This is a genomic window from Amycolatopsis acidiphila (assembly GCF_021391495.1).
GTDB lineage: Bacteria > Actinomycetota > Actinomycetes > Mycobacteriales > Pseudonocardiaceae > Amycolatopsis_E > Amycolatopsis_E acidiphila.
The window spans coordinates 7,681,440-7,693,714 of sequence record NZ_CP090063.1; the positions used below are offsets into that span (position 1 = coordinate 7,681,440).

Below are 12,275 nucleotides of genomic sequence, written 5' to 3' on the forward strand. Positions count from 1 at the left end.
CCGGAAGGCATCTCCCCAGCCATGGATATCCAGAACGGCAACAAGGCGCACCTCGACACGGACTTCCGCGAGTGGGTCAAGTCGCCCCTGAGTAATCCCAACGGCAACCAATGCGTCGAACTTTCCTTCACCAGCAACGCGGTCGGCATGCGCGACAGCCAGAACCCGGACGGTGCGGTACTCGTGTTCGACAATGACGAGTGGAACGCCTTCGTGGGCGCGGTCGAGTCCGGGTTCTTCCAGCATCGCTGAGGGGCCGCGATCCTTCGACCGGGTGTTCCGCAAGGCGTGTCGGCGGCGTTGCGCCGGGCGTGTTCAGGCCACCAGCCGCTCGATCATGTCTGGGGTCAGTGCCGGAACGACCTCGACCGCGCCGGCCGCGCGTAGTTCGTCTTCGGTGCTCTTGCCGGTCGCTACCGCGATCGCGCGTACACCGGCGGTCAGCGCTGCCTGGATGTCGTGGGGCGTGTCGCCGATCAGCACGGTGCGGCTGTTGTCGAACGGCACACCGAGGCGTTCGAAGGCGCGGCGTTGGGCGATCTGCACGAGACGTGGGCGGCTGGCGTCATCGTCACCGAAAGCACTGGTTTCCAGGTCGAGGTATCGCGCCAGCCCGAAGACCTCGAGTTTGATCCGGGCAACCTCCCGGAGATTGCCGGTCAGCACACCTTGGTGGGCGCGGGGATCGGTCGCCAGCGCGGCGAGCGTCTGCCGAGCACCAGGCAGCGCTCGACCGGTCGTGGCGAGTTCGTCGGCCATCTCGTTGTAGCCCGCCACAAGGGCTGCCGTGAGCCGCTCAACGGCTTCGCTGGTGGGGTCAACACCGTTGATGCGCAGGGACTCGGTCATGATGCCGAGCTCGGTCCGGCCCGCGATCGCCGCGAGCCTGGCCAGCGGTTTGCCCGTCGCAACGCGGAATGCACGGTCGTACACCGCACGTCCCACACCGCGGGTCTCGATTAGCGTGTGGTCGACATCCCACAGCACCAGCGTTCGGGGCGGTTCAGGCGCGCTCATGCAGAAAGTCTTTCACCACCAACCGGCCGAGCCCGGGACAGTATCGTTTACCCTGGTCGCGACCCTGGAGGGCGGTCGGGAACTTCGCAATGAGCGATCATCTGGCGCATGTGGTGGGCGAGCGGATCCGGTTCTACCGGACCACTGCTCGCCGAACCAAGGCGGTCGTCGCCGGGCTGGCTGGCATCACACCGGACTACCTCTACCAAATCGAGCGTGGCCAGAAAGTCCCAACGCTCGCCGTGCTGGCCGAGCTGGCAACCGTCCTCCACGTCGATCTCGGCGAGCTGCTCGGCGTGGTGCCGCCGCCACCTCGGCAGCACACTGACAGCGCCGCTGCGGACGCCCTCTATCGCGCCCTTGTAAGCCCGGCAACACCCGTACCGGGTTTCCGCGGGAATGACGAAGTGCGCCGTGCGGTACTCGACGCGTGGAGAACCTGGCAAACATCGCCGCACCGCTACACCGCGCTGACCGCCCAACTGCCCACCCTCATCGGCGAGACAGAAGCAGCTCTTCGCGGCGCCGACGCGGCGGGAAGCCGCGCCGCGCACAGGTCGGCAGCGGATCTCTACTGCTTGGTCCGCACCGTCACCAAGCGAGTTGGCCGCGGTGACCTGTCATTGCTGGTCGCCGATCGCGCAGTCCGGGCTGCGGAAGAGGCCGACGACCCGGTCCGCTTGGCCGGGGTTCGCTGGAACCTGACCCAGGTCTTGTTGGCCGACGGGCAAACCGAGGGAGCCGAAGCAGTCGCCATGCATGCCGTCGACGAGCTCCGCCCGTTCCGCGCGAACGGTAACCTCGATGCCTTGGCCGTGTCCGGGGCTCTGCTACTCATCGCGGCTATCGCCGCTGTGCGCAACGGAGACGCCTGGGGCGCTCGCGACCGGCTCCGGCTGGCCAGCCCGCTCGCCGAGAAGACAGGCGAGCGCAACACCTGCTGGACGGCCTTCGGCCCGACGAACGTGGCCATGTACGCCGTCAGCATCGAACTCGAGTCAGGCGAGGCTGCCGAAGGGCTGCGTCTCGCGGAACGCATCGAACCCCAACACTCACCCTCGATCGAACGGCGGGTCGCGTTCCTGCTCGACCAGGCCAAGGGCTACCAGCAACGCCGGGACTACGCCCGAAGCCTCCGACTGCTGGAAACGGCCGCGTCGGAAGCTGCGGAAGACATGCAGTTCCGGCCAACGGCGCACAAGTTGCTGCGCACGACGATCGAGCGCGGCCAACGATCGGTATCGGCCGAAGCCTCCCGCCTCGCCGGCCAAATTGGCCTTCCGTTCTGACACCAAGCACGTCGCTCAAGGCACCCGAACTGACAGTTCGGGTTACCCGCCGGTAACCGCAGTACCGTGCTTCTGGCGCTTGGACACTGGACCTACGCAGGAGGGACGGGTAGGCAGGGATCGGCTTCTGGCCGAACAATGCTCTGATGATCGATTGTGGCACTTTGGTGGCACTTCGCCCGCTGCGTTCGCTCATAGTCTCGCCCGTCTCACGCTCAGCAACGACGCGCGAAAGGGGTGACTATGACGATTCGTTTTCGCGAATGCCGAGATTCGCGGGCATCGGCGGGCAGTCATGCCCGTCGGTCGCCTCGTCTCGAATGTTTCGTGGGTCGTTTTCGCTCACTGCGGGCGAATTGTCGCGACATGGGCGGGGGGCGGGCATTTTCGCGCCGCAGCTCATTGGGAGATGGTGGGCGTGCCAACACCTGATTCTTACGCCGAGGCGGCGCAAGTTGAGCAGTCACTGGGTGAGTTGACAAGGCGCGGGTGGCATTTCATGTCGGTGACCGATCACGCCGGTGAGCTGGTTGAGCTTGCTGGATCGTATGCGCACCCGGACTCCGATGTGGTGGACACGATTCGCATGCGCAGCCCGGAGGATTGCTTGGCACGGCGGATAGTTGGAAATCCGCGCGCAGGTGGCGGAGTGACGTGGGAGCGCGACGGCGACTTGTTCTCGTGCGTCGCGGATTTGCTGGACTTGCCAGCTGCCGATGCGCGTGCGACACCCCGCTTAGTAATCGCGAGCGCCCCGCAATTGTGGACACCCGGCGCGCCGTTTCGTCATTGAATCCGCCGTAGCTTACCGGCCATTCTTTTGGGGGATGAATTCCATGACCGACGATCGTCTAGCTGTCAAAATGCACAGCAGTGAGGCGCGGCAGATGCGACCATTGGTGACACATCGAGATCTTTTCCTTTCATCGCCAGTGAAAACCACACCTGGCACTGCGGACAAGGCGCGACTGCTCATGACGCCACACCTGGCACCGGTAGTGCTGCGCGAGCGGGATCGACCGCTGCGCGTGATCGCGGAGGAGGCCGAACGCCGCTTGGGCATCCGCGCCGACGCCACAACTCCGGACGTCGGCAGGAAGCCCCCACGGGGCACTCACTCAAGTCGTCGCCAGCTGGGAGTGCACGCCGATGGTGGCGAGTAAGACCGTGCCCCCGATGTCCTCGCCGCAGCCCGCTAAGGCCCTTCCCCCAGGGGTTCCGGGCGTTGCTGCGAGGACTGGGGCGGCGGAACCACAGAGCAATTCGACGATTCCCCCTCCTGCTCGTGGTTTCGCCGCCCCACCCCGCACCGACTCGGACGAGGGCAGGTCGATGCCGGCGGTGATCGTGCTCCCTGCTCACGCACACACGGCGACCATCGGCATGGTCGCGCGCCACGTCGAGGATGCGGTGCTAGCCGGAGCGCGCGGTCGGCCGGTGTGCACGGTGCTGGTTGATACCAGCGACCGGAAGGACCCGTCGACCCAAATGAGGTTCGCCTCCAGCGGTTTGCGCGCGACGCACGTGGTGCTGACCTTGCCGGGCGCGAGCTGGGGCGCGGCGGTGGGGCGCGGCCTGCGCCACGCCGCGCAGGTCGGCGCAGAGGAGGTGGTGCTGGCAGATCCAGACGTGCCTGCGGATCTTGAAGCGCCAGCTGCGGAGTCACGGCTCGCGTCGGCGTTGCGCCGACTGCGCGAGCAGGACCGACCGGGAGCGGTGTGCACCCCGTTGGCCGCGCCGTGGTGGCAGCGATTGCTCGCCATTCACGTGCTGCGGCCCTTATGCGCGCCAGCGCTGGGCTTGACGCTGGTGGACCCGCAGGTCCGCACGCTGGTGCTCTCCGGCGACGCCGTACCCCACGCGCTCTCACCGTCCTGGGGTTTGATGCGCATGGGCTGGGAGCACGGGCACGGCCTGGGCCTGTTGGCAGCCGTTCGCGAGGCCGGTCTGGATGTCGGGCAGACCTTGCCACGCATTCCGCACTCCGAGGCGTTCGCCCGGTCGATGAACCGGGATCCGGTGGATCGTGGCGAAGCGTCCGCACTGCTGCCGATCGCGTTGCGGATGGCGTCGGTCGGCCCCTCGGAGCGCGACCCGGCGCCGGTAGTGCCGTGGGTGGCCGATCTCGGGTTGGTCCAGGGACACCTTCCGCCGCCGGAGATGCTGACGCAGTGCTCGCGGGCGGCCCAGGTAGTGGCTTCGCGACCGGGCGTTGCCGCGGGCTGGCCCGAGCCGCTGCTGAACTCCTGGCATGCCGCCCGGGCGCTGCGAGCCGATATTCCCGCGATCGCCGAACGGTTGTGGCTGACGTACCTGGCGCGGCTCGGGCCGTGGCTGCGCTTCGGCGCCAGCGCCGGTGGCTACACCGCGCCCGCCCGTTATTCAGTGGTCGCGGCGGCACGCCAGTTCTTGCTGGCCACCGGAACACCGGTCGTGGCCGACCAGACCGCTGAGGACTTCGGCGGTGAGCACATCGCCTCGTCGCTTCCCGGCACCGGCTGAGCACAGTCAACGCTCGCCGGTCACGTTCCCGCGAAGTATCTCGAAGAGAAAGGTTCGTATGCCACGCCGACAATTCGCACCGGACGACGCCGTGGACTGCACGACGGTCAGCGGCCGAGACTGCGCCGAGGTGTTCGCCGCCGCAGCCGAGTGGCTGGCCGACCCAGCACAGGCCGAAGTCCAGGTCTGGGGCATCGACCTCGACCAGCCCCGCCGCGCCGATCGCGAATCCGACGCGGACGTCTACCTCGAGCTGTTCTACAAGCGCTCCGACGACGGCCGCAGCACCGAAGAGCACGGCGAATGACCACGGCCAACTTCCCAGACCGCGCTGTGGAACGAATCGCGTTGTTCGGGGCACTCGCCAGCGCGTTCCACGGGTCGCATCTATGGGCTGACCGCTGGCTCCAGCGTCCGAAAGACGCTGTCCTCAAAGGACTACACGGCGACGAGCTGGTATACCCCAGCGACGGCAAATCCGCAGCCGAGGTCTCGCGTGAGAATGAGACCCCGGTGCCGGCCTGCGTCGTCGGGCGCCGCGCGGCCACAGCTCACGTGTTGACCTACGCCGCCGGGCAACTGATCGTCACCGAGGCCGTCGCGCGCATCCTCGGCCTGCGTCTGCCGTGGCGTGCCCAGCTGGCCGGTGCGGTGATCAACTTCGGGACGCACTGGATCATCGACCGTCGTCGTTTCCTGTTGTGGCTGGCGAAGCGGGTCAACCACAAGGACACCTTCATCGCGGTCGCCACCGTGATGCGCAAGCCCGATACCGAACCGGACACGTCCGGGCCGGGCACGGCGCTCTCCGACCTCGACCAAGGGCTCCACAAACTTCTGGGTGTCATCGCGGCGGCGGTGATGGCCCACCTCGCCGTTCCCGCGCGCCGTCGAGTGCGAGGTACCGCGTGCTGATCACCACCGACGTGGGCGACACCCTCGGCTCGTTCGATCGGCCCGGCACGGCGGACGTGCTGCGGGACATCGCGCTGGCGCCGGACAACGCGGCCGAGATCGACCGCAACATCCTGCACGTCGTGCCCGAACTCACCGACGAGGTCGCCGAACTGGTGCGCGAGCGGTTGCTCATCAACACCTCCGACTGGCCGCAGATCTGGCCGACCGGCGGGTTCACCGCCTACCCCGGCACGCTGGCCGCCCTGGAACGCCTCGCGGCCCTGGCACCGGTGGTGGCGCTGTCGAACGTCTCCTGCATCGCCGGGCCCGCCAGGATGGGCGACCTTCTTGACCAGTGCGGGCAGCACCTCGCCGGGGTGTACACCAGCTACCAGCTGCGTGCACGCAAACCCCAGCCCCGGTCCTGGACCACGATCGCCACCGAGCACCAGGTGCCGGTCAGCGACATCGTGCACCTCGGGGACCGCGTGCCCGAAGACATCCGGGGAGCGCTCGCCGCCGGGTGCCGGGCCGCCGTGCTCGTCAACACCCGCGACGTCGACATCCCGGACGACGTTCACCGCGACCCGCGTGTCGCCGTGGTACCCGATCTCGCCGGCGCCGCCGAACACCTCGCGAAACTGGCAGGAGCACCTGCATGAGCGTGACGATCTCGCCGATGCCCGAGGAACGCGGGCGCTACTGGAATGGGTTGTGTTCTCATCCGCACGGCGGATGCGGGGCGACCTTTACCTGGCCACACAACCGGATTCGCCAACAGCGCCACTGGGGCGAACTGCCGCGCTTATGCCTGTGTTATCCGCATATCTCGCGGGTGGAGAACGCGATCGTCGCCAACGGCGACCGGGCATGGCTGCTCGATCACAAAGTCGCCGAGGAAATGAAACGCATCGCCCCGTACGCGAAAACGGCGCTGCGGATGCGGCGCGCCTTTACGTCCCGGGTGATCGAGTACGCGCTGGACGAAGGCATCACCCAGTTCGTGGAACTGGGGTCAGGACACGTGCACACCAGCGCGGCACACGCGGCGGTGATCGGCGCGGACGCTGAGCAGGATCCCACGATCGTGCTCGTCGACCACGACCCGCTCGTCCTTGCCCACGGTCGGGGCGACTTCGAGGACGACCCCCGCGCTCGGCACCGATCGAACATGGTGCGGGGAAACCTCTTCGCTGTCGGCACGATGCTCACCCACCTGTCCACGAAGGGATTGCTCGATCTCACCCAACGCGTGTGCGTACTGGCAGTCGACCTCTTGCACTTCGCCGAACCCGGAATCGACGGCCGCTCCGTGCCGCGACGCCTAGCACAACGTCTGCATCCGGGCAGTCTTGTCGCGATCACGCACCTGACGGACGAGCCGTTGCTCGCGCCCGCGAACCCCGGCGATCTCGTGGCCTTGCGGGCGGTCACGGCCCGCTGGTGCCGAGCACACCAACGCTGTGTGCCGCCGCACCCGCAGCCTTGCAGCGTCGATGAGTTCGCCCGGCTGTTTACTGATCTCGATCTGCTCGACCCGGGCATCACCACGACCCGGCGCTGGCCCGAGCCGGAGGAGACCCGCCACCCCCGCGCGCCCTACACCCTCGCCGCGGTCGGACGTGTTCCCGAACGCCGCGCCGACGTCAGCCGGACGGGCGCGCCATGATCCACAACGACCGGTCTGACGATGAGCCCGATCCTCCTCGTCGGCCTTTCGGCCGCGCTGCTGGTGGCTGGCGCCGTGCTCGCCGTGCGAGCCCGCGCTCGCCGTCGGCGACGGCGCTGGAACGAGCGCCCGGACTCGGTCGCGGCAATAGCCGCCCGCGTCGAAGCCGAGCAGAAACAGCCACCACCCCCGGCCTGGCCGGTACACGACCGCGACCTCCGGGCTACCCGTCCGGAACGCGAGCAGCCGACGCTGCGGCTTCCCCCAGTCCGCACACCACCCGCACGGCCACGAACCGGGCCCCGGCCCTACCTACGACACGCTTCGCGCCCCACGCCACCGAACGACGCCGACACCACTGAAGCCAGGACACGTCCGCCCGAACCGCACTAACCGCGCCACCACGACGGTCGAGGCTCGCGGCTTCATTCCCCGACGAACCGCGTCCGCTGCCGTACGGCCGACAGCGCAGACGCTCTGCCCGAAGTCGCGAAGGCCATCGCCCCTTTGCGGGCCACGCACAACACCGCCCACTGACACCCCAAGGAAGGCCACCACCGGAATGCTCCACCTATTCGGCACCCTGCTGACCCGTGTCCGGGACGTACTCGACCCGTTCGTCGGGACCGGCCGCCACGGGCGCCCGCCCGCCGACGACGGAACCGTCGACCCGCTGATCGCCTGGTTTACCTATCGCGGCTGGACAATTCTCGATCGCGACTCAGACATCGTCGCCAACTTCTACTACCCCGCGAGTTTCGGTGACGCGCTCGACGACGACAACCGCCGGTACCCCGCGGCCGATGTCGGCTTGAACGAACTCGAATGCGACCTCTACCGCGACGGTGAGCACTGGATCGCCCGCTTCACCTCGTGCGGCACCATCATCGGCTGCGCTCGTCACCGCAGCACACCGCTCAGCATCGGCCTGCACACCGGTGTCTTTCCCGCCGTGCTCGTCCGACTGGAACACCATGCGCGCACGCTCCACCCCAACGAGATCTCCCGTTGCCTGATCTTCGGCTCGTGCGGCAGCAACGACAATCCCAGCGAGCCCTGCCGAACCGGCGCGCCGGGACACGACAAACCCGCCCTGCACGCCGTGACCGAACGCGAAGACGTCGTCGAATAGCCGGGGTCAGCCGCCGATGCCGTTCAGCCATCCAGGCCGCGGGCCACCGATCTGCCCGGACCGCAACGAATCCATTGTGGACAAATTGTCGCTTTTCTTTCAGATGGGAAGACAACCTTCGTGAACAGAAAGATCATGTCGTTCACAGCAGCCGTCACGGTGAGCATCGCCGCCGCGCTGACCGCCCCGGTGACCACAGCGGTCGCCGACACCCCGCCTCCGGTCGAACCGATGATCGTCGGCGGGCACCCGGCCACGAGCGCTCCTGCCGGTATCACCTCGCTGCAGTACGACGCGCCCGCGCACGGCGCCAAGTACATCGACTACCACACCTGCGGCGCGGCCTTGGTGTTCCGAGGCTGGGTGGTCACCGCCGCACACTGCGTCACCGACCCGCCAACAGGTGCGGCCAACGGGTCCACGGCCCGGCGATTCGCAGCCGACGCGGCGCCGATCCCGACCGCGGACAAGGCGTTTCACGTCCGGGTCGGCAGTCTCGATCGGCTCTCCGGCGGGGAAACCGCGACGGTGACCAAGATCGTGGTCCACCCCGGCTGGAACTGGGCCCAAGGCGCGCCCAAGAACAAGGTCTCGGACATCGCCATGCTCAAGCTCGACCACCTGCTCCAGCAGCCGACCGTCCAGCTGGCGCGCGACACCGCCCGTCGGGACAGCAAGATCAGCCTCTACGGCTGGGGCGTGACCGAGCCCGACAGCACCAGCACCGACCTGCCGCTGCACCTGCAACAGCTCGACACCCGCGTCACCGCGCCCTCCCGCTGCGCGGACGCGGCCATGTCCGTCGGCGAGCTGTGCACCGACAACCCCTCGGGCACGGACGGCAGCTGCTACGGAGACTCCGGCGGGCCCGCCCTGGCCACCGTCAACGGCGTGCAGCAGCTCGTCGGCGGCGCCAGCCGCGCCGCCACCGAATTCTGCGGCACCGCGCCCGACGTGTACACCAGCTCACCGGACTTCCGGGACTGGATTTACCACGTCGCCCGCACCGGCAACGCCACCTAACACGAAGCCCGGGCTGTCGCGCCCGTGCCCAGCACAGCGCGGCACCCCGGGACTCAGCCGGATCAGACCTGAAGTCGGGGACGACCAACGCCGATGAACCACACGACAAGCGCGACCGCGAACGACGCCCCACGATGGCCGACACCGGACTTCTCCCGGCTCGAACAACCCAACACGGCCCGGATCGCGGACTGGGCCGCCGGAAACAGCCACAACACCGGCGTCGACCGGTATTTCGGCGAACAAGTCGCACTCCTGCTACCCGTCGGCGACATCGCCCGCCATAACCTCGCCTTCGCCACCGACGTACTGCATCACGCGCTCGACCACGGGGTCCGGCAGGTACTCGTCCTCGGTTGCGGCATGCCCACCGGGCCCACCTGGCGGCACCAGGCCACGCTTGCCCATCCCGGAATCCGCGCGGTTCATGTCGACTACGACCCCATCGTGACCGCCGCCTGCACGATCGCCCGGCAACAGCATTCCAACCCGGCGAGCGAGATCCTCACCGCCGACCTGCGCGACCCCGACGCGATCCTGGCCAGCACAGCGGTGCGGAGCACCCTCGACCTGACCCAACCCGTGCTCCTGCTGGCCACCGCCGTCCTGCACCACGTCCCGGACGAACACCACCCCGCCGACATCCTCGCCCGCTACCGCGACGCCCTCGCCCCCGGCAGCTACCTCGCGCTCTCCCACCTCACGCCCCCGGACAAGCCCGAAGACCATCTCCGCCTGTCGGCCGCGCTGAACCTCTATCGCAGCATCGAACAACCACTCACGCCCCGATCCCGCCGCACGCTCAGCCGCTGGCTGTCCGGCCTCGACACGATCCCGGCCGACCACCACGACGGCCCGTTCCTGCACTGCGTCGCCGCACGCATCCCCGACGCCGACGTCCAAGACCAGTAATGGGCAGCCGTACCGGCAGCGCTGTTGCCGCTGCGAGGACTCGCCGCCCGGCCCCACCGGGCATGGCCAGCCGGTACGAGGCCGGCGCGTCCCTGCGGTCCCTCGCTCGCCGCTACCGCATGTCCGTCAAGACCGTCCGCGCCCATCTGGTCGCCGCTGGCGTCCAGATCCGGCCGCCCGGCCGCCCCAAGCGAACCGCGCACCCAGCCGCCTCAACCGCGGGCTCGACGGCCACCCTGCCCACGGAGCACCGACCAGCCCTGGCCGCCGTCCACCTTCTGCGACCACGCCCCAGTGGTCAGCACGAGAAGCCGGAACCCGAACCGCAGTGGCCATCGTTCGACCTCGATGCCCTCTTCACGCCGGTTGCCCCCGAACCGCCCGCGACAGCGACGGCTGGCGAGCGATGCATCGGCTTCACCACCCCGCAGACCGTGCACAGGATCAGCGACACCCCGATAGCGACCCGATACGGCGACCACACGGCCGCCTTCACTCGATGCGCGCGAATCGGCCTCATCGACGCCACGATCCCCGACGACGCCCAACCCTGCGCCGAATGCCACCAGGGCGCCCCCACGCAGGAATAACCGCGCCGACAGGCCCAGCGACCGGATCCGGGGGCGACCCACTTCGACAACCGACAGGCACGGCCAGCCGGGAACCACCAAGCCCGCAATTACCACGGTCCCCCGGTCAACAGGGCACCCAGGCCGCGCAGCGCCCGACGGCCTCCCGCTAAACTTACTCGCGGGCCGCTAGCTCAGTTGGTAGAGCAAAGGACTTTTAATCCTTGGGTCCAGGGTTCGAGCCCCTGGCGGCCCACAAGTTTCCGCAGGTCAAGCCACCTTTCCTGTTAAGTTCAGCGAGGTGGCCTCGGCTGGCGAGGTCGTGTGAGGTCCCTGGGCGAGGTTGCTCAGGGTTTGATTCCGACGGCGGCGAGTCCGAGACGCCTGGTTGGCGTCGGTGCGGTCATGCTGGGGCCGTCGGGCCACCAGTCGTCGAACGCCACGAGGCCGGGCGGCACGAGTTCCAGTCCGTCGAGCAGGGCCTCGATCTCGGCGCGGGTGCGGTAACGGCCAGTATTGGGACAGCGGACCTGCCAGGTGGCCTCCAACGCGCACGCGGCGTCGTGCTCAGGGCCGGTGCCGGGATCCCACCAGTGGCTCACGACGACGGCGGAACCGGGTGCGAGCGCGTCACGGTAGGTCGCCATGAGCTTGTCGGGATGGGCGTCGTCCTCGACGTGGTGCAGGGTGTCGGTGAGCAGCAGCCCGATCGGGCGGGTGAAATCCAGGAACGCACCGGCGGCGGGCAGGAGTTCTTCAGGATAGGTGTAGTCGGCCTGAAGGACGAGGCTGCACTCGCCGTCTTGCAGCAGGGCGCGACCGTGGGCCACGACGATGCAATCGGCGTCGGCGTAGGCGACCCGAGCGTCGGAGTTGTGGCGCTGGGCGACCTCGTGGGTGTTGTCGAACAGGGTCGGCAGCCCGACGCCGCAGTCGAGGAACTGGTCCATCCCGATGCCGGCGAGGTACCGCACGGCGCGGACGTGCCACGCGCGTTCGGCGCGGACCAGGTCTTTGAAGCCGGGTGTCGCGTGTTCGAGCTCGGCCACCAGGTCCCGGTCGATGGAGTAGTTGTCCTTGCCGCCCAGCGCGGCATCGCGCACCCGGGCTACCCCAGGGCGGGTGGTGTCCAGCGAGGGACACATCGGGTGGGTGCTGTTGATGTGCGCCATGACTGGCCTTCCCCACGGGTGGGCTCGTTCACCCCGACTCGAACGAACCCGTTGACACTGTAACGGCGTGCGCGGCTGTGGCACCCGGGCGCC

General features: G+C 68.3%; 13 protein-coding genes and 1 tRNA gene. 12 read left to right on the forward strand and 2 right to left on the reverse strand.

Annotated elements, in window-relative coordinates; translation table 11 throughout:
• Positions 1–21 precede the first annotated feature (21 nt).
• Positions 22–252, forward strand: coding sequence for a DUF397 domain-containing protein (locus tag LWP59_RS37615; protein ID WP_043835490.1), 231 nt, complete (start codon positions 22–24; stop codon positions 250–252).
• Positions 253–315: 63 nt separating this feature from the next.
• Here the strand turns inward: LWP59_RS37615 and LWP59_RS37620 are convergent, their stop codons facing one another.
• Positions 316–1,017, reverse strand: coding sequence for a haloacid dehalogenase-like hydrolase (locus LWP59_RS37620; RefSeq protein WP_101436307.1), 702 nt, complete (start codon positions 1,015–1,017; stop codon positions 316–318).
• Positions 1,018–1,106: 89 nt separating this feature from the next.
• Here LWP59_RS37620 and LWP59_RS37625 point away from each other — a divergent pair, with 89 nt between their 5' ends.
• The 11 genes from LWP59_RS37625 to LWP59_RS37675 all read left to right on the forward strand — a co-directional run bounded on the left by LWP59_RS37625 (position 1,107) and on the right by LWP59_RS37675 (position 11,266).
• Positions 1,107–2,306 carry a helix-turn-helix domain-containing protein gene (locus tag LWP59_RS37625; RefSeq protein ID WP_101436308.1) on the forward strand — a complete coding sequence of 400 codons (1,200 nt, stop codon included), beginning with the start codon at positions 1,107–1,109 and terminating at the stop codon, positions 2,304–2,306.
• A gap of 1,332 nt (positions 2,307–3,638) precedes the next feature.
• On the forward strand, positions 3,639–4,808 hold the full coding sequence (locus LWP59_RS37630; protein ID WP_101436309.1) for a hypothetical protein: 1,170 nt from the start codon (positions 3,639–3,641) through the stop codon (positions 4,806–4,808).
• 58 nt (positions 4,809–4,866) lie between these two features.
• Positions 4,867–5,115, forward strand: a complete 249-nt coding sequence (locus LWP59_RS37635) for a hypothetical protein (RefSeq protein ID WP_101436310.1) — start codon at positions 4,867–4,869, stop codon at positions 5,113–5,115.
• Positions 5,112–5,723 (forward strand): hypothetical protein, encoded by a 612-nt coding sequence (locus tag LWP59_RS37640; RefSeq protein WP_101436311.1) that lies wholly within the window; start codon positions 5,112–5,114, stop codon positions 5,721–5,723. Before LWP59_RS37635 ends, LWP59_RS37640 begins: the two co-directional genes overlap by 4 nt.
• Positions 5,717–6,367 (forward strand): HAD family hydrolase, encoded by a 651-nt coding sequence (locus LWP59_RS37645; RefSeq protein WP_101436312.1) that lies wholly within the window; start codon positions 5,717–5,719, stop codon positions 6,365–6,367. The genes LWP59_RS37640 and LWP59_RS37645 overlap by 7 nt, the downstream gene beginning before the upstream one ends.
• Complete coding sequence (locus LWP59_RS37650) at positions 6,364–7,374, forward strand: SAM-dependent methyltransferase (protein WP_101436313.1); 1,011 nt, start codon at positions 6,364–6,366, stop codon at positions 7,372–7,374. Before LWP59_RS37645 ends, LWP59_RS37650 begins: the two co-directional genes overlap by 4 nt.
• A gap of 562 nt (positions 7,375–7,936) precedes the next feature.
• On the forward strand, positions 7,937–8,506 hold the full coding sequence (locus LWP59_RS37655) for a hypothetical protein (RefSeq protein ID WP_101436314.1): 570 nt from the start codon (positions 7,937–7,939) through the stop codon (positions 8,504–8,506).
• Between the two features lie 135 nt (positions 8,507–8,641).
• Positions 8,642–9,529 (forward strand): S1 family peptidase, encoded by an 888-nt coding sequence (locus tag LWP59_RS37660; protein WP_101436315.1) that lies wholly within the window; start codon positions 8,642–8,644, stop codon positions 9,527–9,529.
• A 93-nt stretch (positions 9,530–9,622) separates the two neighbouring features.
• Complete coding sequence (locus LWP59_RS37665) at positions 9,623–10,441, forward strand: SAM-dependent methyltransferase (protein ID WP_101436316.1); 819 nt, start codon at positions 9,623–9,625, stop codon at positions 10,439–10,441.
• 119 nt (positions 10,442–10,560) lie between these two features.
• Entirely contained in the window at positions 10,561–11,031 is a 471-nt protein-coding gene (locus tag LWP59_RS37670; protein WP_143271392.1) for a hypothetical protein, read from the forward strand.
• A gap of 162 nt (positions 11,032–11,193) precedes the next feature.
• Positions 11,194–11,266 (forward strand) — tRNA-Lys (locus tag LWP59_RS37675).
• A 91-nt stretch (positions 11,267–11,357) separates the two neighbouring features.
• On the opposite strand, the gene LWP59_RS37680 is transcribed toward LWP59_RS37675, so the two are convergent.
• Complete coding sequence (locus LWP59_RS37680; protein WP_101436318.1) at positions 11,358–12,182, reverse strand: SAM-dependent methyltransferase; 825 nt, start codon at positions 12,180–12,182, stop codon at positions 11,358–11,360.
• Between the last annotated feature and the right edge of the window lie 93 nt (positions 12,183–12,275).